20 protein-coding genes are annotated in these 22,594 nt (G+C 60.3%); 2 read left to right on the top strand and 18 right to left on the bottom strand.

Going from position 1 to position 22,594, the window contains the following annotated elements:
• Positions 1-10 precede the first annotated feature (10 nt).
• The 3 genes from folP to J2X15_RS09565 form a co-directional block, all read right to left on the bottom strand.
• A complete protein-coding gene (gene folP, locus J2X15_RS09575) occupies positions 11-883 on the bottom strand; it encodes a dihydropteroate synthase (protein WP_310341967.1) in 873 nt (290 codons plus the stop codon).
• 70 nt (positions 884-953) lie between these two features.
• Positions 954-2,870, bottom strand: coding sequence for an ATP-dependent zinc metalloprotease FtsH (gene ftsH / locus J2X15_RS09570; protein WP_310341965.1), 1,917 nt, complete (start codon positions 2,868-2,870; stop codon positions 954-956).
• Positions 2,871-3,003: 133 nt separating this feature from the next.
• On the bottom strand, positions 3,004-3,663 hold the full coding sequence (locus J2X15_RS09565; RefSeq protein WP_310341963.1) for an RlmE family RNA methyltransferase: 660 nt from the start codon (positions 3,661-3,663) through the stop codon (positions 3,004-3,006).
• A gap of 141 nt (positions 3,664-3,804) precedes the next feature.
• On the opposite strand from J2X15_RS09565, the gene J2X15_RS09560 reads away from it, so the two are divergent.
• Positions 3,805-5,919: an adenylate/guanylate cyclase domain-containing protein gene (locus J2X15_RS09560; RefSeq protein ID WP_310341960.1), complete on the top strand. Its 2,115-nt coding sequence runs from the start codon at positions 3,805-3,807 to the stop codon at positions 5,917-5,919.
• 50 nt (positions 5,920-5,969) lie between these two features.
• Positions 5,970-6,446, top strand: coding sequence for a YhbY family RNA-binding protein (locus J2X15_RS09555; RefSeq protein WP_310341959.1), 477 nt, complete (start codon positions 5,970-5,972; stop codon positions 6,444-6,446).
• Positions 6,447-6,493: 47 nt separating this feature from the next.
• Here the strand turns inward: J2X15_RS09555 and J2X15_RS09550 are convergent, their stop codons facing one another.
• From J2X15_RS09550 to rseP, 15 genes are all read right to left on the bottom strand, one after another.
• Positions 6,494-6,934: a DUF4149 domain-containing protein gene (locus J2X15_RS09550; RefSeq protein WP_310341958.1), complete on the bottom strand. Its 441-nt coding sequence runs from the start codon at positions 6,932-6,934 to the stop codon at positions 6,494-6,496.
• On the bottom strand, positions 6,934-7,410 hold the full coding sequence (gene greA, locus J2X15_RS09545) for a transcription elongation factor GreA (RefSeq protein WP_310341956.1): 477 nt from the start codon (positions 7,408-7,410) through the stop codon (positions 6,934-6,936). Before greA ends, J2X15_RS09550 begins: the two co-directional genes overlap by 1 nt.
• Positions 7,411-7,517: 107 nt before the next feature.
• Positions 7,518-10,772 (bottom strand): carbamoyl-phosphate synthase large subunit, encoded by a 3,255-nt coding sequence (carB, locus tag J2X15_RS09540; protein WP_310341952.1) that lies wholly within the window; start codon positions 10,770-10,772, stop codon positions 7,518-7,520.
• A 38-nt stretch (positions 10,773-10,810) separates the two neighbouring features.
• Positions 10,811-11,479: a leucine efflux protein LeuE gene (gene leuE / locus J2X15_RS09535; RefSeq protein WP_310341950.1), complete on the bottom strand. Its 669-nt coding sequence runs from the start codon at positions 11,477-11,479 to the stop codon at positions 10,811-10,813.
• Positions 11,476-12,642: a glutamine-hydrolyzing carbamoyl-phosphate synthase small subunit gene (gene carA, locus J2X15_RS09530; protein WP_310341947.1), complete on the bottom strand. Its 1,167-nt coding sequence runs from the start codon at positions 12,640-12,642 to the stop codon at positions 11,476-11,478. Before carA ends, leuE begins: the two co-directional genes overlap by 4 nt.
• Before the next feature lie 184 nt (positions 12,643-12,826).
• Positions 12,827-13,459 carry a hypothetical protein gene (locus J2X15_RS09525; protein WP_310341944.1) on the bottom strand — a complete coding sequence of 211 codons (633 nt, stop codon included), beginning with the start codon at positions 13,457-13,459 and terminating at the stop codon, positions 12,827-12,829.
• Between the two features lie 2 nt (positions 13,460-13,461).
• The gene (locus tag J2X15_RS09520; RefSeq protein WP_310341941.1) at positions 13,462-14,298 is read right to left on the bottom strand and encodes a TrmH family RNA methyltransferase; all 837 of its coding nucleotides are present in this window, start codon (positions 14,296-14,298) and stop codon (positions 13,462-13,464) included.
• Positions 14,295-14,930: a ribonuclease HII gene (gene rnhB / locus J2X15_RS09515; protein WP_310341939.1), complete on the bottom strand. Its 636-nt coding sequence runs from the start codon at positions 14,928-14,930 to the stop codon at positions 14,295-14,297. Before rnhB ends, J2X15_RS09520 begins: the two co-directional genes overlap by 4 nt.
• Entirely contained in the window at positions 14,902-16,077 is a 1,176-nt protein-coding gene (lpxB, locus tag J2X15_RS09510; protein ID WP_310341936.1) for a lipid-A-disaccharide synthase, read from the bottom strand. The genes rnhB and lpxB overlap by 29 nt, the downstream gene beginning before the upstream one ends.
• 20 nt (positions 16,078-16,097) lie before the next feature.
• Positions 16,098-16,892, bottom strand: a complete 795-nt coding sequence (gene lpxA, locus J2X15_RS09505; RefSeq protein ID WP_310341933.1) for an acyl-ACP--UDP-N-acetylglucosamine O-acyltransferase — start codon at positions 16,890-16,892, stop codon at positions 16,098-16,100.
• A 9-nt stretch (positions 16,893-16,901) separates the two neighbouring features.
• On the bottom strand, positions 16,902-17,342 hold the full coding sequence (fabZ, locus tag J2X15_RS09500) for a 3-hydroxyacyl-ACP dehydratase FabZ (RefSeq protein ID WP_310341931.1): 441 nt from the start codon (positions 17,340-17,342) through the stop codon (positions 16,902-16,904).
• The gene (gene lpxD / locus J2X15_RS09495; RefSeq protein WP_310341930.1) at positions 17,339-18,331 is read right to left on the bottom strand and encodes a UDP-3-O-(3-hydroxymyristoyl)glucosamine N-acyltransferase; all 993 of its coding nucleotides are present in this window, start codon (positions 18,329-18,331) and stop codon (positions 17,339-17,341) included. Before lpxD ends, fabZ begins: the two co-directional genes overlap by 4 nt.
• 30 nt (positions 18,332-18,361) lie before the next feature.
• On the bottom strand, positions 18,362-18,871 hold the full coding sequence (locus J2X15_RS09490; protein ID WP_310341927.1) for an OmpH/Skp family outer membrane protein: 510 nt from the start codon (positions 18,869-18,871) through the stop codon (positions 18,362-18,364).
• Positions 18,871-21,168 carry an outer membrane protein assembly factor BamA gene (gene bamA / locus J2X15_RS09485; protein WP_310341925.1) on the bottom strand — a complete coding sequence of 766 codons (2,298 nt, stop codon included), beginning with the start codon at positions 21,166-21,168 and terminating at the stop codon, positions 18,871-18,873. The genes J2X15_RS09490 and bamA overlap by 1 nt, the downstream gene beginning before the upstream one ends.
• A gap of 55 nt (positions 21,169-21,223) precedes the next feature.
• Positions 21,224-22,585 carry an RIP metalloprotease RseP gene (gene rseP / locus J2X15_RS09480; protein ID WP_310341923.1) on the bottom strand — a complete coding sequence of 454 codons (1,362 nt, stop codon included), beginning with the start codon at positions 22,583-22,585 and terminating at the stop codon, positions 21,224-21,226.
• Positions 22,586-22,594 lie beyond the last annotated feature (9 nt).

Below are 22,594 nucleotides of genomic sequence, written 5' to 3'. Positions count from 1 at the left end.
GGTGGCGGGTTTACGCCTGTGCCTGCATTGCGGCCAGCACCTTGAGGGCGCCGACGGTGTCGCGTACATCGTGCACGCGAACCACATGCGCACCGTTCTGCACGGCCAGCACCGCAGCCGTCACGCTGGGTGCCCGGCGCTGGTCCACATCCATGCTGGCCATTTGGCTGAGCGAAGTTTGGGTCACTGCGGCCAGCGACGATTTGCGCGACCAGCCTGCCAGCACCGGGTAGCCCGCGGGCACGGCCTGGACTTGGCGTGCCAGTAGCGCAAAATTTTGCGGCACCGTCTTGCCAAAACCAATGCCTGGGTCCAGGCAAATACGCGCCGAATCGACCCCTAGCCCCCGTAAACGCTGCGCGAGCAGCTCTAAAAACGATAGCACCTGCGGCACCACGTCGCCCTCCATGGGCGCCACCTGCATGGTCTGTGGGTCGCGGTGCATGTGCATGAGGCACACGCCGCAGCTCGGGTGCGCTGCCACGACCGCATCCCCAGTAGGCCCGCCCTGGTCATCGCGCCAGCGCAGGGCCCAGATGTCGTTGATGATGTCGGCACCCAAATCCAGCACCGCCTGCATGACAGCGGGCTTGTAGGTGTCCACCGAGACCGGCACACCCAGCGTCACGGCATGTTTGACCACGGGCAGCACACGCGCCAGCTCTTCGTCTAGCGGCAGCGCTTGCGCACCGGGGCGGGTGGATTCACCGCCAATATCCAACATGTCGGCGCCGTCCCTGAGCAGCTTCTCGCAATGGGCCAGCGCTGCATCTCGCGCGGCGTACTGCCCGCCGTCGGAAAACGAATCAGGAGTGACGTTGACGATGCCCATGATCTGGGGCCGGGACAGGTCAATCGCGAAGCGGGTGGTTTGCCAATGCATGGGCTGGATTATGCAAGCCCTGAAACGCACACAGGGCCCGAAGGCCCTGTGGGTTCAGCGCGGCCTGGACTCAGGCGGCTGTGGGTGCCGGGTCGGCCGCCACGGCGGGAGCGCCACCACTGCCACCGCCACCATTGGTGGGGGTACGAGGCGTCCAGTCCTTGGGGGGACGGGGTTCACGGCCAGCCATGATGTCGTCGAGCTGGTCGCTGTCGATGGTTTCCCATTCCAGCAGGGCCTTGGCCATGGCGTGCATCTTGTCCTGGTTGTCCTCGATCAGCTTGCGCGCCAGAGCGTACTGCTGGTCGATGATGCGGCGCACTTCAGAGTCCACCTTTTGCATGGTCTGTTCGCTCATGCTGGTGGTCTTGGTCACGCTGCGGCCCAAGAAGACTTCACCTTCGTTCTCGGCGTAGACCATAGGGCCCAGCGCATCGGTCATGCCGTAGCGGGTCACCATGTCGCGGGCGATGGAGGTGGCGCGCTCAAAGTCGTTGCTGGCGCCAGTGGTCATCTGGTTCATGAACACTTCTTCGGCGATCCGGCCACCAAACAGCATGCTGATCTGGTTCAGCATGAATTCGCTGTCGTAGCTGTAGCGGTCTTGTGCGGGCAGGCTCATGGTCACGCCCAGGGCACGGCCACGGGGGATGATGGTGACCTTGTGCACCGGGTCGCACTTGGGCAGCAGCTTGCCGATCAGGGCGTGGCCGGACTCGTGATACGCCGTGTTCTTGCGCTCGTCTTCGGGCATCACCATGCTCTTGCGCTCGGGGCCCATGAGGATTTTGTCCTTGGCCTTCTCGAAGTCCTGCATTTCCACCAGGCGCGCATTGCGGCGCGCGGCCATCAGGGCGGCTTCGTTGCAGAGGTTGGCCAGGTCGGCACCGCTCATGCCGGGAGTGCCGCGGGCAATGGTCATGGCGCTCACGTCTTGGCCCAAGGGCACTTTGCGCATGTGCACATTCAGAATCTGTTCTCGGCCGCGGATATCGGGCAGCGTCACATAGACCTGGCGGTCAAAACGGCCGGGGCGCAGCAAAGCAGCATCCAGAATGTCAGGGCGGTTGGTGGCAGCGACCACGATCACGCCGACATTGGTCTCAAAGCCGTCCATCTCGACCAGCATCTGGTTGAGGGTCTGTTCGCGCTCGTCGTTGCCACCGCCCAGGCCTGCGCCACGCTGGCGGCCCACGGCGTCAATTTCGTCGATGAAAATGATGCAAGGCGCATTCTTCTTGGCGTTCTCGAACATGTCGCGCACACGGGATGCGCCCACGCCTACAAACATTTCCACGAAATCAGAACCCGAGATGCTGAAGAACGGCACCTTGGCTTCACCCGCGATGGATTTGGCCAGCAGCGTCTTACCGGTGCCAGGGGGCCCGACCAACAGCAAACCACGGGGAATGCGGCCGCCCAATTTCTGGAACTTGGAGGGGTCTTTGAGGAAGTCCACGACTTCCTTCACTTCTTCCTTGGCTTCGTCACAGCCGGCCACATCGGCAAAAGTCACAGTATTGGTGTTTTCGTCCAGCAGGCGGGCTTTGCTCTTGCCGAAGCTGAACGCCCCGCCCTTGCCGCCACCTTGCATTTGCCGCATGAAGTACACCCATACGCCAATCAGCAGCAGCATGGGGCCCCAGCTGACCAGCAGGGTCATGAGCAGGGAGCTTTCTTCACGGGGTTTGACGTCGAACTTGACGCCGTTGTTGATCAGGTCGCCGACCAGGCCACGGTCCAGGTAGGTGGCGGTGGTGCGGACCTTGCGGTCGTCGGTGGTGACGGCCAAAATTTCGGTGCCGCCCTGGCCTTCCTGGATGATGGCGCTCTTGATCTGCTTGTTGCGTACCTGCTCCAGGAAGTCGGAATAGCCGACCATGCCTGTGCTGCCCGCACCGCGCGAATCGAATTGCTTGAACACGGTGAAAAGCACCAAGGCGATCACCAACCACACTGCAATTTTTGAAAACCACTGATTATTCAAGCGAAGCTCCAATACTGGCGCAAGTAGACGAACCTTGCGTACTTGGGATCCATTTTAGGCGTTTCAAGGCATGAAAGCGGGTAATTCAAGGTTTACGGCCATAGAAACCGCATGGGAATAGCCCGGCGGCGGCTCAAACGCTACGCAAGCCCATGCCCACCAGAAAGGTTTCCGACGAACGGTCGCGGGATGCCTTGGGCTTGAAGGGCTTGACGGTGACAAAGGCCTCCTTGAAACGCTTCACCACATCGTTGTAGCTGCCGCCATGGAAGACCTTGGCCACCAGCGCGCCCTGGGGTTTCATGTGGTTTTGGGCGAATTCAATCGCAAGCTCCACCAAATATTCAATACGCGCCGCATCGGCCGAAGAAATGCCGGACAGGTTGGGCGCCATGTCAGACACCACCAGATCCGCTTGCTTGCCGGCCAGCGCGGTCTCCAATAGGGCCAGCGTCTCGGCCTCCCGAAAGTCGCCCTGGATAAACGTGACACCTTCGATGGGATCCATGGGCAGCAGGTCCAGGCCGATGATGGTGCCATCCAACTGCCCGACAGCAGCCCCCTGGGGCGACATGCGGCGGCGCAGGTATTGGCTCCAGGCGCCGGGCGTGCAGCCCAAATCCACCACGAGTTGGCCGGGTTTGATGAGCTGCAAGGTTTCGTCAATTTCCTTGAGTTTGTAGGCAGCGCGTGCCCGATACCCTTCTTTGGCCGCCAGTTTGACGTAGGGGTCGTTGATGTGGTCGTGCAACCAGGCCTTGTTGACCTTTTTGCCTTTGCTGGGTGTTTTCATGCGGGCCTTGAATGCGTTCCCTTTGTCAGGGAGGGTTCCGATTGTCGGGCTTTTCCGGGTGGGCCCGTCTGTCCTCTATAGTTGCGGCCTGCCCTTTGACGGAGATCGCCCTCGAAGGTGGCCCCAGATCGAGAGGAAGGCATGCCCCTGTTCAAGCGAAACGTCAAGCTCCACGTCACCATCAGCTGGCTGTTCGTCGTGCTGACATTGCCGGTGATCATCGCGTTTTTACTGGTCAGCTACCGGGCCAACACGCTGCTGATCGAAGACTACTCGAACAAGTTCATCGAGAAGTCCGTCCACGAGAACTTCAACAATGCCGAGCGGCTGCTGAATCCCTTCATCAGCAATGCGCGTGCCGCGGGCACCCTGATGCGCGACAAGCCCGACTACTTCCGGGAGCCCAGCGCATCCGACTACCTGCATGAAATCGTGGCCTCGAACGAAGCGGTGTATGCGGCCTACGCCGCCTTTGAGGACGGCAGCTTTCGCCAGGTCCGGCGCGTGGTGCCTGGCCGCCCGGTGCTGGACAAGCCGGTGCCCACCGACACCCAGATCATTGAACGCTTCATAGACCAGCGCAACCTGACTGGCGCCAGCGATCCGCAAGACCAGTACCGCTTCCACAGCCGCTGGGGCACGGTCGTCGGTAGTGATGCCGGGCCGGTGGCCTACGACCCGCGCACCCGTGGCTACTACAAGGAGGCGGCACGCCTGCAGACGCTTACCGTGTCCGACGTCTACCCCTTTGCCAGTTCGGGCGAGTTGGGCATCACGGTGACGGCGCCCATCGTGACCGCGGGGCATACCTCCGGCGTGTTTGCGATTGACCTGACCCTCAAGACCTTGTCGGGCTACCTCTCGGTCAACCGGGTCAGCCCCAATAGCATCACCATCATTGCCGACGACCACGGCGGCGTCATCGCGCACCCGGAGTTCGAGCGCGGTCTGACCCTCAAGGACAACGAACTGGTGCAAAACCAGCTCGGCAAGCTGGGCGATGTGCGCGTGACATCGGCACTGGCCGAACGGATTCGCAGCGGGACCGACCGCTTCCATTTCACGGCAGGGCCAGACGACACCGAGTACATCGGCGTTTTCTCCCCCTTTCCCAAAAACTTCAAAAAACCGTGGGAGCTGCTGATCATTGCCCCCACCGACGACTTTGTGGGTGGCATCAAGGACACCAACCGCCGTCTGCTGATTTTTGGAACCTTGGTGTTTTTCCTGCAGTTGGTGCTGATCTACCGCCTGTCACGCGCGCTGTCGCGCCCCATTGAGCAGTTGGCGGAAGAAGTGGTGCATATCCGCGACTTCGAATTCTTGCAAGCGCCCATGGTCGAGTCGCGCATTGCCGAAATCAGCCACCTGGCCAAGGCCGTATTCACACTGACGCGCGCGCTGGAATCGTTCACCTCTTACGTACCACGCGGGCTGGTCAAGCAGCTAATCGATTCTGGCCAGGGCACGCGGCTTGGGGTGGAGAACCGCTACCTGACGCTGTTCTTCACCGATCTGGAAGGCTTCTCCACCCTGTCGGAGTCCGAACCTTCGCAGCAGCTGTTGTCCCGGGTGTCCGACTACTTCGCCAGTGTTACCCAATCCATCGAGCAGGAACATGGCACGGTGGACAAGTACATTGGCGACGCCGTGATGGCGTTCTGGGGCGCGCCCACCCCACTGGAAAACCACGCCTACCTGGCGTGCGTGGCGGCGGTGCGCTCGCAGCGCCGCATGGCGCTGCGCAACCAGGAGTGGACCTCGCAGTCAATGTCCGCCTTGAAAGTGCGCATCGGCATCCACAGCGATTCGGTGCTGGTGGGCAATGTGGGATCGGCCGAACGGGTGAGCTACACCGTCATGGGCGATGGCGTGAACGTGGCCGCGCGGCTGGAAGGCCTGAACAAGGAACTGGGCACTTGGGTGTGCGTCAGCCACGCGGTTTACAGGGCGGCCGGTGAACGCCTGTGGCTACGCCCTATCGACACAGTCGTGGTCAAGGGCCGCAAGGGCGAGCTGCTGGTCTATGAGCTGCTGGCCATCCGCGATGGCGACGAGGAAACCGCGGCTACCCCCGAAGAAGCCCGGCTCTGCAACCTGACGGTGGAGGCCTATGCCCACTACGCAGACAACAACTTTGCGGCAGCAGCCGAGGCCTATGCCGCCATCCTGGCACGCTTCCCGCACGACACCGTGGCCCAACGCATGCTGGAAAAATGCCAGGGCCAGCGCACCAAGGACCAGTCGCCGACCTGAATGGTGCTGCCGCCATTCCGCGCCGGCACCATTGCGTCGATAATATGGGCATGCCCCAAATCCAACTGACTCCTGCCCAGCGCAAGGAACACCGCGCTGAAGCCCACCACCTGGACCCCGTTGTCATGGTCGGTGGCGATGGCCTGACAGCCAACGTCAAAAAAGAAGTTGACGCAGCACTCAACGCCCACGGCCTGATCAAGGTGCGTGTGTTTTCCGACGATCGTGTGGCCCGCGAAGAGATGTTCAAGACCCTGGCCGACGAACTGAACGCCGCGCCCATCCAGCACATCGGCAAGCTGCTGGTGCTCTGGCGCCCCCAGCCGGTGAAAGAAAAAGTGGTTGACGAAGACCGCATGGCGGGTCCGCGTGATTTCAAGGTGCTGAAGTTCAGCAAGCGCCCCGGTCAACGGCCTGAGGTCAAAACGCTGCGCGTGTTGGGCAACCAGCGCCTCACGCCCGGTGGCAACATCAAGCGCGCCAAACCCAAGCCAAAAACCAGCGTCAAGAAACGCAGCCAGACCTGAGTCGGGCACCCTTCCCTTGCAAACCGGAGCCTGGTGCTCCGGTTTTTTTATGCCTGTGCGGTGGGTTCGACTGGCAACCGGGTAGCGGCGTGGGCCAGTTTGCCAAACACCACCAGCGCACACAGCCACTGCGCCAGGTACATGGCGCTGCCCACCTTGTGCCACAGCGCCAGGTTGTCACGTGCCACGATGCGTGGCGCCACCGCCAGCTCCACCAGCAGTGCAAGCAACACACCAGCCACTACAAAAAGCGTAGCAGCTTGCGCAGTGTCCACGGGGGCTAGAGGCTTGTTTGATCTAAACACCACCAGAAGTAGCACGCCACAGGCGACCGACACCCAGGTCTGCACGGTGAACAGCTTGGCCGCCATGTGCCCGGCCATGGCGGGCGTGGGCAGGTGGACAAACAGCATGGGCACCACGAACAGGCCCAACACGCTCAGGCTGATGGCCCAGCCGGCGGCCAGCCACAGGGGCAGGCTGCGCATCAGAGGTAGTGAACGGCCACGATCTCGTAGGCCTTCTCGCCACCGGGGGCTTGCACCACGGCGGTGTCGCCCTCTTCCTTGCCGATCAGGGCACGGGCAATGGGGGAGCTGATATTGACCAGGCCCAGCTTGAGGTCGGCCTCGTCTTCACCCACGATCTGGTACTTCACGCGGTCGCCCGTGTCTTCGTCTTCCAGCTCCACGGTGGCACCAAACACCACACGGCCACCCGCATCCAGCTCGGCCGGATCGATGATTTGGGCGGCGGATAGCTTGCCTTCCACTTCCTGGATGCGCCCTTCGATGAAGCCTTGGCGGTCCTTGGCGGCTTCGTATTCGGCGTTTTCGCTCAGATCGCCTTGGGCGCGCGCTTCGGAAATCGCGTTGATCACCCAAGGGCGCTCCACGGTCTTGAGCTTGTGCAGCTCGGCCTTCAGGATTTCAGCGCCGCGCTTGGTAATAGGAATGGTTGCCATGGTGGATAGAGAAATTACAGGGCCTCAAAGTGACAAGGACAGTGCAACGCTTGCGCGCGGCACTGTCCCATGCAGTTGGATCGGATTATGCCAACTTATGCGGTGGCTTAGGCTGCAAGTTGTGCGTGCATTTCCTGCACCGACACCACCCCCAGATTGTCCAGGTACTTCATGCCTTCCACCGCGGCTTCGGCGCCAGCGATGGTGGTGTAGGTGGTGACGCGGGCCAGCAAGGCCGAGGTGCGAATCTGGCGCGAATCGGCAATCGCGTTGCGGCGCTCTTCCACGGTGTTGACCACCATGGAGATTTCCTCGTTCTTGATCATGTCCACAATGTGCGGGCGGCCTTCGGCCACCTTGTTCACCACGCCGCAGGCCACACCGGCGGCATTGATGGCAGCTGCCGTACCCTTGGTCGCCACAATCTCAAAGCCCTGCGCTGCCAGGCTGCGGGCCACTTCCACGGCGCGCGGCTTGTCGGTCTGTTTGACCGAAATAAAGGCCTTGCCACCGCGCGGCAGTTTGGCTCCCGCGCCCAGCTGCGACTTCACAAATGCTTCGCCGAAGGTCTTGCCCACGCCCATCACCTCGCCGGTGGACTTCATCTCGGGGCCGAGGATGGTGTCCACACCGGGGAACTTCACAAACGGGAACACGGCTTCCTTGACGCTGAAGTAAGGTGGTGTCACTTCTTTGCTAATACCTTGGCTGGCCAACGACTGGCCGGCCATGCAACGCGCGGCCACCTTGGCCAGCTGAATGCCCGTAGCTTTGGAGACAAAGGGCACGGTACGGCTGGCGCGGGGGTTCACTTCCAGCACATAGATGACGTCCTTACCGTCCACGTTCTGGATGGCGAACTGCACGTTCATCAGACCGACCACATTCAGGGCACCGGCCATGGCCTTGGTCTGGCGTTTGATCTCGGCCACAGTGTCCGTGCTCAGGCTGTAGGGTGGCAGGGAGCAGGCAGAGTCGCCGCTGTGCACGCCGGCTTGCTCGATATGTTCCATCACGCCGCCGATGAAGGTGTCGCCAGAGCCATCGCGGATGCAGTCCACATCGCACTCAATCGCATCGTTCAGAAAGCGGTCCAGCAGCACGGGCGAATCGTTGCTCACCTTGACGGCTTCACGCATATAGCGTTCCAGGTCGCGCTGCTCGTGCACGATTTCCATGGCGCGGCCGCCCAGCACATAGCTGGGGCGCACCACCAGGGGGTAGCCCAGGGCGGCAGCTTTTTCCAGCGCTTCAGGTTCGGTGCGGGCCGTCGCATTGGGTGGCTGGCGCAGCTTGAGTTCGTGCAGCAGCTTCTGGAAGCGCTCACGGTCTTCGGCCGCATCGATCATGTCGGGCGTGGTGCCGATGATGGGAACGCCATTGGCTTCCAAGTCCAGCGCCAATTTCAAAGGCGTTTGGCCACCGTATTGCACGATCACACCGACGGGCTTTTCTTTGTCGACGATTTCCAGCACGTCTTCCAGCGTCAGCGGTTCGAAGTACAGGCGGTCAGACGTGTCGTAGTCGGTGGACACGGTTTCGGGGTTGCAGTTGACCATGATGGTCTCGTACCCGTCTTCGCGCATGGCCAGCGCGGCGTGCACGCAGCAGTAGTCAAACTCGATGCCTTGGCCGATACGGTTGGGGCCACCGCCCAGCACCATGATTTTTTTCTTGTCCGTGGGCGCAGCTTCGCACTCGGAGCCTTCGGCCTCGTAGGTGGAGTACATGTAGGCGGTGTTGGTGGCGAACTCGGCCGCACAGGTGTCCACGCGCTTGTAGACAGGGCGCACACCCAGGGCGCGGCGCTTCTCGCGCACGGCCTTGTCGGTGGTCTTGAACTGGCGCGCCAGGCGGCGGTCCGAGAAGCCCTTTTGCTTCAAGGCACGCAGAGTGGGCGCATCGATGTTGTCTAAGGCGCTGCCGACGGCAGGCTGGGGCAGGCGCTCGATTTCGAGTTCGAGCTTCACGATCTGTTCGATCTGCACCAAGAACCAGGGGTCGATCTTGGTCAGCGCGAACACTTCGTCCACGCTCATGCCCTGGGCGAACGCGTCGCCCACGTACCAAATGCGCTCAGGGCCGGGCTCGCCCAGCTCTTTTTCCAGCACTTCGCGGTCCTGGGTCTTCTCGTTCATGCCGTCCACGCCCACTTCCAGGCCGCGCAGGGCTTTCTGGAAGGATTCCTGGAAGGTACGGCCCATGGCCATCACCTCGCCCACCGACTTCATCTGCGTGGTCAGGCGGCTGTCGGCCGTGGGGAATTTTTCAAACGCGAAACGTGGGATCTTGGTGACCACATAGTCGATGCTGGGCTCAAACGATGCGGGGGTGGCACCACCGGTGATGTCGTTGCGCAGCTCGTCCAGCGTGAAGCCGACGGCCAGCTTGGCCGCGACCTTGGCGATGGGGAAGCCCGTGGCCTTGGAAGCCAGCGCGGAGGAACGTGACACACGGGGGTTCATTTCGATGACCACCATGCGACCGTCCACCGGGTTGATGGAGAACTGCACGTTGGAGCCACCCGTGTCCACACCAATTTCGCGCAGTACTGCCAGGGAGGCGTTGCGCAGGATCTGGTATTCCTTGTCGGTCAGCGTCTGGGCTGGGGCGACGGTGATGGAGTCACCGGTGTGCACGCCCATGGGGTCCAGGTTTTCGATGGAGCAGACGATGATGCAGTTGTCCGCCTTGTCGCGCACCACTTCCATCTCGTACTCTTTCCAACCCAGCAGCGACTCTTCAATCAGCAGCTCGTTGGTGGGCGAAGCTTCCAGGCCGCGCTTGCAAATGGTCTCGAACTCTTCGGAGTTGTAGGCAATGCCGCCACCCGTGCCACCCAGCGTGAAGCTGGGGCGAATGACCGTGGGGAAGCCCAAGGTCTTTTGCACAGCCCATGCCTCTTCCATGCTGTGGGCAATGCCCGAGCGCGCAGAACCCAGACCAATCTTGGTCATAGCGTCCTTGAACTTCAGGCGGTCTTCAGCCTTGTCGATGGCTTCGGGTGTCGCGCCAATCAGCTCGACTTTGTACTTGTCCAGCACGCCGTGGTGCCACAGGTCCAGCGCGCAGTTCAGCGCGGTCTGGCCACCCATGGTGGGCAGGATGGCGTCGGGCTTTTCCTTGGCGATGATCTTCTCGACCGTTTGCCACGTGATGGGCTCGATGTAGGTGACGTCGGCGGTGGCCGGGTCGGTCATGATCGTCGCAGGGTTGCTGTTGATCAGGATGACCTTGTAGCCCTCTTCACGCAATGCCTTGCACGCTTGCACGCCGGAGTAGTCGAACTCACAAGCCTGGCCAATGATGATGGGGCCGGCGCCGATGATGAGGATGCTTTTGATGTCGGTACGTTTTGGCATGGTGAGACTCGTAGCTTTTGGGGCTCTTTACGTTTTAATTAATTCAGGCTCGCGGTGGCCAGCTTGGCGCCAAACCACACGAACAGGCCGCCCACGGCGCTGGACAGGCTGGCAGACAGGCGCTTGCGGCGGCCAAAACCCTGGGCCAGGCGGGCGCCGGCAAAGATCAGGGCAGACAGGTAGAGGGCGCTGAACACCATGATGATGGAGCCCAGGATCAGGAAGGGAATGGCGGGCGTGTCGTAGTTCGGGTCGATGAACTGCACGAAGAAGGACAGCAGAAACAAAATCGCCTTGGGGTTGAGCAGGCTGATGACCAAGGCGCGTTTGAAGGGCTGCTGCATATTGGCGGTGGCCTCGGCCACGGCTGTATCGGCAGACAGGTCCACTGCATCGGCGCTGCGCCACTTCTTGAACGCGGCGATCAGCAGGTTCACACCCACCCAAGTGAGGTAGGCGGCACCGGCGTACTTCACCACCATGAACAACGGCGGATAGGTGCGCAACAGGCTGGCCGCACCCAGCGCGGTGAAGATCAGCAAAATCGTGTCGCCCAGAAACACGCCGAACGCGCCCAGATAACCGGCTTTGACGCCACGTACGGTCGCCACCGACAGGACATAAAGCGAATTGGGGCCGGGCAACAAAATAATGCCGAACGCACCTATCACGTAGGTCCAGAGGTCAGTGACGCCGTAGAAGCTCATGCGCGTTTTTCCATCTCGGTGATGAAGCGGTCGAACAGGTAGCCGATGTCATGCGGGCCAGGCGACGCTTCAGGGTGACCCTGGAAGCAGAAGGCTGGCTTGTCGGTACGCTCCAGGCCCTGCAGCGTGTTGTCAAACAGGCTGATGTGGGTGGGGCGCAGGTTGGTCGGCAACGATTTCTCGTCCACCGCAAAGCCGTGGTTCTGGCTGGTGATCGACACGCGGCCGCTGTCCAGGTCCTTGACCGGGTGGTTGGCGCCGTGGTGGCCAAACTTCATCTTGAAAGTTTTGGCGCCGCTGGCCAAGGCCATGATCTGGTGACCCAGGCAGATACCGAACGTCGGCGTGCCGGTTTCGATAAGTTCTTTGGCCGCGGCAATCGCGTAGTCGCAAGGCTCGGGGTCGCCAGGGCCGTTCGACAGGAAGATACCGTTGGGGTTGAGCCTAAGCACCTCGGCGGCAGATGTTTGTGCGGGCACCACGGTGACCTTGCAGCCGCGCTCGGCCAGCATGCGCAGAATGTTTTTCTTCACGCCAAAGTCGTAAGCCACGACGTGGAACTTGGGCGCGGTTTGCTGGCCGTAGCCTTGGCCCAGTGTCCATTCGGCTTCGGTCCATCCATAGCGCTCAGTGCTGGAAACCACCTTGGCCAGATCCAGACCGGCCATGCTAGGCGCGCCCTTGGCAGCGGCCACGGCCTTTTCAATCGCCTCCTTGGTCACCGACTCACCGGCAGCCAGCGCCAGGATGCAGCCGTTTTGCGCACCTTGGGTGCGCAGCTGGCGGGTCAGCTGGCGGGTGTCGATGTTGGCAATCGCCACCGTGCCCTCGGCGACCAGGTACTCAGTCAGCGTCTGGGTTTTGCGGAAGTTGCTGGCCACCAGCGGCAGGTCTTTGATGATCAAGCCAGCGGCGTGGACCTTGTTGGACTCCACGTCTTCCGGGTTGACACCGTAGTTGCCGATGTGGGGGTAGGTCAGGGTGACGATCTGCTGGCAATAGCTGGGATCGGTGAGGATCTCCTGGTAGCCGGTCATGGAGGTGTTGAACACGACTTCACCGACGGTGGAGCCGGCGGCTCCAATGGAATTGCCAATGTAGACCGTGCCGTCTGCGAGCGCCAGGATGGCGGGTGGGGTGGTTCCCTTGAGAGACAAAAGCACTGGTTTCTCCGGATGGGTTACGGGTACGCCCAAACGCGCTCAAGAATGGCTCTTGGCGGGTGCTGCTGTGAGGGGATGTTCAGAGGTGCGCTTGGGACGGCTGTTTTCTGGATAGCCTCTTATTATAGCTGAGCTGCCGTCTACAGCGATGCACTCAAGCCTTGATGGGCCAAGATTTCCCCTCTCAAATAAGGCCATCTTCCTTCAGCTTGAAAACTATGACCTCCAGCACCCGTTGTGCCAACACATCGTCATAGAAACCGCCTTCATTCTTCGGGCTATCCTTGGAGCTGGCGGTCATCGTATGGGTATCCAGCGTCGCTTGCCAAACGGTTTTGCGCGAGCCCACATCAACCAATTCCACCCTGAATTCATAGTCGGCCGCCAGACTCGACGACTCATAGCTACCACGCCGCGTGGTTGTGCCAGTGCGGATTAGGCCTTTGACAGGCGCTATTCTCAATACGGCGAAAGCTCTGACGGGGTCTTCAGAAGGCTGGCGGGATACGACGATCGAACCACCCACGCGGACCACGTCGGCACTGACTAGTTCCAGCCCCTGGGCAGGCAAGAAGGTTTGTGCGCTTTTGACTACGCGCGTGCCAAAGATTGCGAAACCGTTGGTTCCGTTGTCATTGCTGGGCATACCCTGCACCCAATTGGGCGTCTGGTACGCCAATTGCACTGAGCTGAGCTTGTACGGCGTCACAAGCAATTTTTTATTGTCGTGCAGAGCTACAGAGGTGGCACAGGCGGTCAGCAATGCAACTACAGCCAACGCCATCACACGCAACAGCATCCGTCCGACAATGTGCATTCTTATCCTCCCTGATTTGAATATGCTTCCAATGTAGCAGGCAGCCGAGAGCTACTCAGGCGCAGACTGCTCGCGTGCAGGCAGATCGCGGCGGCCGCGGCCACATTGAGCGACTCTTCGCCGCCCGGCTGGCCGATACGCGCAAACACGCTGGCGCGGGCCATGAGTTCGCTGGACACGCCCTGCCCTTCGTGGCCCATGGCCCAGGCGCATGGATGGGGCAAGACCAGTTGTTGCACCAGATCACCCTGGTGCGAGCTAGTCACCACCAACGGCACCGCCAAGGCGTCCAGGTCGGACAGCGCAAGCCCTTCCACCAGCGTCAGGCCGAAATGCGCGCCCATACCGGCGCGCAACACTTTGGGACTCCACAGCGCCGCCGTACCCTTGAGCGCCAACACCTGACGAAAGCCAAAGGCCCCGGCACTGCGCAGGATGGAGCCGACGTTGCCGGCGTCCTGCACACGGTCCAGGATGACGGTGGCGGCCTTGGGCTGCAGCGCGGTATCCAGCGGCAAGTCCAGCACAAAGCCCACCTTCGCGGGCGACTCCAAACCGCTCAGTTCACGGAATAGTGCGTCGGGAATTACTATGGTTTTGATAGCTGCTCGCGCATATTCCACAGGGGCTAGCGGCCCGGACTTGGGGTTTTGCCAAAATGACTCAGCAACCACGAGCACGGCAGGCGTCAAACCACGGTGCAGGGCGGCACTGCAGAGGTGGTCACCCTCGATCCAGAAGCGCCCGGCCTTGCGGTAGGCCGTGTTGTCGGTGCTGAGCTTGCGCAGCTCCTTGAGCAGCGTGTTCTCACGGGAGGTGACGAAGACGGGTTCGCTCATGCCGATGCCCGCAGCACCTGGGTGACGGGCGCAAAGGTCTTGCGGTGTTCGGGGCATGCTCCGTGCGCCTTGAGGGCGGCCAGGTGCTCGGCCGTTCCGTAGCCCTTGTGGCCAGCAAAACCGTACTGCGGGTACTGCTGGTCCAGCGTGGCGCACCAGCGATCCCGCGTGACCTTGGCCAGGATGGACGCGGCGGAGATGGCGGGCACCGTGGCGTCGCCGCGCACAATGGCCTCGGCCAGCACATCCAGCACCGGCAGGCGGTTGCCGTCCACCAGCACCTTGGCGGGTTTCAGCCGCAGGCCTTCCACGGCGCGACGCATCGCTAGCAAGGTAGCTTGCAGGATATTGATTTCGTCAATTTCTTCCACACTAGCCTGCGCAATGGAGCAGCACAGCGCCTTGGCGCGGATTTCGTCAAACAGCTTTTCACGCCGCAGCGCCGTGAGTTTCTTGGAGTCGTTGAGGCCGGCAATGGGATTGAGGTCATCCAGAATCACCGCGGCGGCCACCACGGGCCCAGCCAGCGGGCCGCGGCCGGCCTCGTCCACGCCGGCGATCAGCCCGGGCAGGTCCCAGGCAAAGGCGACCTGCTGGGCAGGCTCAGGCTTGGAGAACTTTTTCGATGGCATCGGCGGCAAGGGTGGCGGTGTCACGCTGCAGCGTGGCGTGCAACGTGGTGAAGGTGGCGTGCAAAGCCGCTATTTTCGCAGGATCGGTGTCGCGTGCATCGAGCCAAGCCAGCACTTCGCGCGCCAAGGCCTCCGGCGTAGCGGCCTCCTGCAGCAGCTCAGGCACCACAAAGCGCTTGCACAGGATGTTGGGCAAACCCACCCAGGGCTGCAGACGTTTGCGCCGCATGATCTGCCAGGACAACCAAGCCATGTGGTAACCGATCACCATGGGACGCTTGAACAGCGCCGCCTCCAGCGTGGCGGTGCCGCTGGCAATCAGCGTCACATCGCAAGCCGCCAGCGCGGTGTGGGACTGCCCAGTGAGCAGCTGCAAGCGACCCTGCATGCCACTCTTGAGCGCCAGTGTTTCGATCTCTGGCAATAGACCGGGCACACAGGGCACTATGAATTTGGTAGCTGGTCGCGCAGATTGGACGCGGGCTGCAGCCCGAAAGAAGCGCAAAGCCAGGTGACGAATCTCTGACTGGCGGCTGCCGGGCAGGATGGCGACCACCGCATCGTCATCGTCCAAACCCAGGGCACGGCGAGCCGTAGCCTTGTCAGACTCCATGGGGATCACATTGGCCAGTGGGTGGCCCACGTAGGTGGCCGCAATACCGTGGGCCGCGAGCAGCTCGGGCTCGAACGGAAAAATGCACAGCACGTGATCAGTGCTACGGCGGATTTTCTCCACCCGCTCGGGTCGCCAGGCCCAGATGGACGGGCAGACGAAATGCACGGTTTTGACGCCCTGCCCTTTCAGGCGCGCTTCCAGGTCCAGGTTGAAGTCGGGCGCGTCCACGCCGATGAAGACATCGGGCTTATCCGCCAGCAGACGATCCCCCAACTGCCGGCGGATGCCAACGATCTCGCGGTAGCGCTTGAGCAGTTCCCAACTGAAGCCGTGCACGGCCAGCTTGTGGTGGGGCCACCAGGCCTGAAAGCCCTGCTTGGCCATCTGCGGGCCACCTATGCCCTGCGCCACGGCCTCTGGCCAGCGCTGGTGCACGCCACCGAGTAGCAAGCCGGCCAGCAGGTCGCCCGAGGCCTCCCCTGCGACCATGGCCACCGTGGGGGCGCCATTGGAGGCGTGGGATGGGTTCATACCTGGGCGAAACGCTGTGCTTAGCGAACGATGCCGCGCTGGGCGGACACGGCGCCCAGAAAGCCATTCATCATGGCCACATCGGGGGCTGTTTCAGGGTGCGCAGCTTCCAGCTCGGCAATGCGTTGCTTGGCTTGCTCCAGCGTCAGATCGTCGCGGTACAGCGCCTTGTGCATGGCTTTGACACCTGAAATGCGCTCTGGCGAGAAGCCGCGGCGGCGCAGGCCTTCAAAGTTCATGGAGCGGGCTGCGGCGGGTTGGCCCTGGCACATGACAAACGGGGGGACATCGGCAAACAGCAATGAGCACATGGCCGTCATGCTGTGGGCACCCAGGCGCACAAACTGATGCACCACGGTAAAGCCACCCAGGATCACCCAGTCGCCCACATGCACATGGCCGGCCAGCTGCGAGTTGTTGGCAAAAATCACGTTGTTGCCCACCAGACAGTCGTGCGCCAGGTGCACATAGGCCATGATCCAGTTGTCGTTGCCCAGCACCGTCTTGCCCACGTCACCGGGCGAGCCGATGTTGAACGTGCAAAACTCGCGGATGGTGTTGCGGTCACCAATGATCAGCTCGCAGGGCTCGCCCGCGTACTTCTTGTCCTGCGGAATCGCGCCCAGCGAGTTGAACTGGAAAATGCGGTTGTCCTGGCCAATGGTGGTGTGGCCTTCGATCACGCAGTGCGGGCCTACCGTGGTACCGGCTCCAATGCGCACATGCGGGCCAATGACGGTGTAGGGCCCGACGGTCACCGAGCTGTCAAGTTCGGCCTTGGGGTCAATGATCGCAGTGGCGTGAATAGCAGACACGCTCAACCCTTAAGCAATCGCGCGCATGGCGCAGGTCAGCTCGGCTTCGCAGGCCAAATCGTCACCCACGGTGGCACTGGTCTTGAACTTGAAGATACCAGCCTTCATGCGCAACAACTCCACATTCAGGATCAGCTGGTCGCCCGGCTCCACGGGACGCTTGAAGCGCGCACCATCGATGCCCGCAAAGTAGTAGACCATCTGGTCATTCGGCGATGTGTCCAGTGCATCAAAGGCCAGCAGGGCCGCAGCCTGAGCCAGCGCCTCCAGCATCAGCACGCCCGGCATCACGGGGCGGTGCGGAAAGTGGCCTTCAAAAAAAGGCTCGTTAATAGTGACATTCTTCAAGGCCTTGATGGTCTTGCCCTTGTCCAACTCCAGCACGCGGTCTACGAGCAGGAAGGGGTAACGGTGCGGCAGTTGCTTCAGAATTTTGTGGATATCCATCATTTTTTTAACTCTTTTTCCAGGTTTTTGATACGGTCGCGCAGGCTGTGCAACTGCTTCAGCGTTACAGCGTTGCGCTCCCAGGAGGCGTTCTCGTCAATCGGAAATATTCCGGTGTAGTGACCGGGCTTCAAAATCGATTTGCTGACCACCGTGGCTGCCGAAATATGCACATTGGGGCCCAAGGTCAGGTGGCCCAACACGATAGCGCCACCACCAATGGTGCAATTGGGTCCAACGGTGGCAGAGCCCGCCACCCCCACGCAACCGGCCATGGCGGTGTTGCGCCCCACACGCACGTTGTGGCCAATCTGGATCAGGTTGTCCAGCTTCACACCGTCTTCAATGACCGTGTCTTGCAGGGCACCGCGGTCGATACAGGTGTTGGCGCCGATCTCGACGTCATCGCCAATCTGCACTGCACCGAGTTGTTCAATCTTTTCCCAGCGCTCACCATCCTGTGCAAAACCGAATCCATCGGCGCCGATCACCACGCCTGCGTGAAGGACGCAACGCGCGCCAACGACGCAATCTTCGCCCAAGGTAACACGCGACTTAAGCACTGAATGAGCGCCCACACGTGCGCCAGCTTCCACCACGCACAAAGGGCCAATGGTGGCAGTTGCATCAATGGTGGCGGCAGGATCGACCACGGCACTGGCATGCACCCAAGGACCTTGTGAAGGCCCATGCGCCTTGCCTCGCGCCAGATCCCGCTGTCGTTTCCACAACTGCGTCACTTTCGCAAAATACAGATACGGTTGTTCGGTAACGATGCAGGCGCCGCGCGCAACAGCAGCATCACGCATGGCCACACCCACGATCACGCAGGCGGCGTTTGAGTCCGCCAGCTGCTGTTGGTATTTGGGATTGCTGAGAAAACTGAGTTCGTTCGAGGTAGCTGTCTCCAGTGGGGCCAAGCCCGTGACAACACGGGCTGCATCCCCATGCAGCTCCCCACCCAACGCACTCACGATGGAAGCGAGGTCCATCTGTTCTCCCCTCGCCTGCCGGTCCAAGACTTACTTGGCGCCGGAATTGAGAATCTTGAGAACCTTTTCGGTGATGTCGTGGCGACCATTGCTGTACACCACTTCCTGGATCACCAAATCGTATTTCTCCGCATCTGCCACTTGTTTGACGGCCTTGTTGGCTTTGTCCAGCACTTGCTGCAGCTCTTCGTTGCGACGACCATTCAGGTCCTCCTGAAATTCACGTTGTTTACGTTGAAAGTCGCGGCTTTGCTCGGCAAATTCTTTTTGTCGCGTCACGCGCTGGGTTTCCGCCAACGTGGGAGCATCGCGTTCGAACCGCTCACTCATGGTCTTCAGCACTTGCTGTTGATCAGTCAGCTCTTTCTGGCGCTTGGCGAACTCTTGTTCCAGCTTAGTTTGCGCCGCCTTCGCGGGGGCAGATTCTGTGGTGATACGCTGGGTATTGATGTAACCAATTTTCGACTCTTGCGCTTGCACACCTGTCGTTGCTATTGCCAATAGCAGTGCCACACCCCACATTGCTTTAACGTGTTTCATTAGAAAGTAGTTCCGATCTGGAATTGAATACCTTGGATTTTATCGCCATCAAACTTGGTAATCGGGCGTGCGAATGCCAAACGCAACGGCCCCACCGGTGAAATCCAGCTGATACCGACACCAAAAGAAGAACGCATATCCGCCAACTGGATGGATTCATCCGCTCCGTAGATGCCACCGGCATCCACAAAACCATACACGCGTAACGTACGATCGTTGCCGCCGCCAGGCAATGGAGCCAGCAATTCGCCGTTAAAGGTAATCTTTTTGGTGCCGCCAGTGGCTGTCAAACCACCAGCCCGCTGCGCCGCAGTTGTCAAACTGCCTTGTTCAAAACCACGCACAGATCCTAAGCCGCCCGAATAGTAATTCTTAAAGACTGGGTAAGAAAGGCCATTGGTACCAGCACCCAAGGAAATATCTGAACTAAATGCAGCCGTAACTTTGCGCGAAATCGGAAAGTATTGCTGATACTGGGCTGTGCCACGTGCGTAACGGAGGTCACCGCCCACGCTCCACTCACCAGAAGCGCGGATAACCTTACCAGTGCTGGGTACCAAGGCGCTGTCGCGTGTATCACGCGACCATCCAATGCTTAGAGGCAATGCCGTGCTGCTGTAGCCAAACTCATTGGCAAAGTCTTGGTATACCGTGGGCAGCAACGTTCCTGGGATGATGCGTGTGCGATCCGCGCCGATTCCTAAGTACACAGTATCGGAATCTGTGAAAGGAACGCCGAAACGGATAGCCGCGCCAGTGGTTTCAATCGCATAAGTATCCACATCGTCGTAGGGTCGGGAAGTCCGCTGGTACACGTCGATTGCACGTGACACACCATCTTCTGTGAAATAAGGATTCGTCGTACTGAACACAATCGTGCGATTGGCTTTACTGGTGTTGACTTCCATCCCCAGAGAATTCCCTGATCCGAATGCATTCTCCTGCTTGAATCCAAACGAGAGACCCAAACCATCCGCGCTAGAGAGACCTGCACCCAAACTAATACTTCCCGTTGGCTTTTCTGCCACCGTCACGTTCAGATCCACTTGGTCTGGCGAGCCAGAAACCTCCTGCGTTTCAATACCTACATTGGTAAAGTATCCCAAGCGGTCTACACGGTTGCGTGACTGGCGGATTTTTTCACCGTCGTACCAGGCGGCTTCCAATTGCCGAAACTCGCGTCGAATCACTTCATCGCGTGTCCGGTCATTGCCTGCCAGGTTGATGCGTCTCACATAAACGCGACGAGACGGGTCCGCTACCAGCGTCACGGCAACGCGGTTGGTAGTTCGGTCAATGTCTGTGCGCGCTTCTGCACGGGCGAATGCGAAACCAAAGTTCCCAAAGTAATCCGTAAATGCCTTGGTGGTTTGCGCAACCTCTGTCGCGTTGTAAGCCTCACCTGCTTTGATGGTGATCAGGGACTGGAACTCATCTTCCTTGCCCAGGTAATTGCCTACGAGCTTGATGCCTGACACCACAAATCGATCACCTTCGGTAATGTTGATGGTGATTTCAATGTCTTGCTTGTTGGGAGAAATGGCAACCTGTGTGGAATCCACCTTGAACTCCAGGTAGCCGCGTGCCAGGTAATAGGAACGCAGTGTCTCAATGTCTGCATTCAATTTGGTGCGCGAATACCGGTTCGACTTGGTGTACCAGCTCAGCCAACTTCCTGTATCGGAGTCGAACAAGCCACGCAACGTACTTTCCGAAAACGCCGTATTGCCCACAATCTTGATGGCGCTGATTTTGGCGGTGTCCCCCTCCGTCACAGAGAAGCTCACATTCACGCGATTGCGCTCTATCGGTGTCACTGTCGTCACCACTTCAGCGGCATACATGCTTTTGTTGATGTACTGTCGCTTGAGCTCCTGCTCGGCGCGGTCTACCAAAGCTTTGTCAAAAGGGCGGCCGTCCGTCAAGCCAATTTCACGCAGTGCCTTCTTCAGCACATCTTTGTCAAATTCCTTGGCGCCCACAAAGTCCACATCGGCAATGGTAGGGCGCTCTTCGACAATGACCACCAACACCCCATTGGCAGCTTCAATGCGCACGTCCTTGAAAAGTCCCAGCCCAAACAGCGCACGGATGGACGCCGCTGCCTTGTCGTCCGTGTAGGTATCCCCCACACGCACCGGCAAAGACGCAAAAATGGTTCCTGCTTCTACACGTTGCAGGCCTTCGACCCGAATATCGCGAACAGAAAATGGCTCCAATGCCAACGCAGCCTGGGCCACCAGGCCGACGGCCACAGAACACACCACAGCACGCATAGAAGATCGGTCGAAATACATAGTTACCAATTCAAAAACTCGGGATATCCGCTCGCCGGATCCGTCGAGCCAGGCACTAGCCCAGCAAATGTGTCAGGTCGTTGAAAACCGCGACGGACATCATCATCAGCAAAATGACCAGCCCCACGCGCTGCAGTTGCCCCATCCAGGCGTCCGAAACAGCCTTGCCGGTCAGCAACTCCCAAAGATAATACATCAGGTGACCACCGTCGAGCACCGGCAGCGGCAACAGGTTGAGCACGCCCAAGCTAATGCTGATCAAAGCCAAAAACACCAGAAACTGCGACCACCCTAACGCGGCGGATTTGCCCGCGTAGTCCGCAATGGTCAGCGGCCCGCTCAAGTTTTTGAGGGAAACCTCGCCAATCACCATCTTGCCCATCATGCGCAGGGTCAACGCGGAGACTTCCCAGGTGCGCTGCAGTGCGCGGGTAATGCCATCGACCACCCCGTATCGCACAAGCACCGTCGCTGGCATCGCGCCGATCATGGCGTTCACGCGGCCCACTACGACAGCACCGTTCTGTTCGCGCGTGGGTGTAACGCGTATGACCAACTGCTGCCCGCCACGCACCACCGTCCAGCGCTGCACCTGTATTTGCGGGGATTCGGCACTTGAACGAATGATTTCACGCAAATGGGCACCGTCACCAATCGCCAAGTCGTCAACCTGCAGGACAACATCCCCCGACTGCAGTCCCGCAGCCGCGGCAGCACCGCCAGCCCGAACATCTCCCACAACCGCGGCGGACCAGGGTCCAAGCCATCCTATTTTCCGGAACAACTCAGAATCCGCCGTACGCACATCCAGCGTATCCAGATTCAACCGCGCTTGCGCGATTGACCCCGCACCGGAGGACTGGTACTCCATCAGAAGTCCCTCTTGGGCCAACGCACTGCGGGTCAGCTGCCAGCGAAAGTCTTCGAATGACTGGACAGGTTTCATGCCGGCTTCAGTGGTGCCAACACGCAACACCCGCTCGCCCCCCTCCATACCCAGCCCCGCGGCCAGCGATCCAGCCACCGGTTTGGACAGCTTGGCTTCGAACTCCTGCATACCCGTCCAGTGGACCACGGAGTACAGCAACACAGCCAGCACCAAATTGGCCAGCGGCCCTGCGACCACCACAGCCGCGCGCACTTTCAACGGCTGGGTATTGAACGCCAAGTGGCGATCTTTGGGGTCCACTGCGCCTTCGCGTTCATCGAGCATCTTGACGTAGCCGCCCAGTGGCAATGCGCAAACGACAAACTCGGTGCTTGAGCGGGCAGATGTCCAGCCCCAAATTCTGGGACCAAAGCCCACAGAAAACCGCAACACCTTGACCCCGGAAGCCACCGCCATGGCGTAGTGGCCCCATTCATGCACCGCCACCAAGATTGCGATCGCAACAATGAATGAGGCAACGGTCAGCATGGTGAGGTG

The sequence above is a fragment of the Rhodoferax saidenbachensis genome (genome assembly GCF_031457975.1).
Classification (GTDB): Bacteria; Pseudomonadota; Gammaproteobacteria; order Burkholderiales; family Burkholderiaceae_C; genus Allorhodoferax; species Allorhodoferax saidenbachensis_A.
This window is presented reverse-complemented; position numbering and strand designations above follow the sequence as displayed.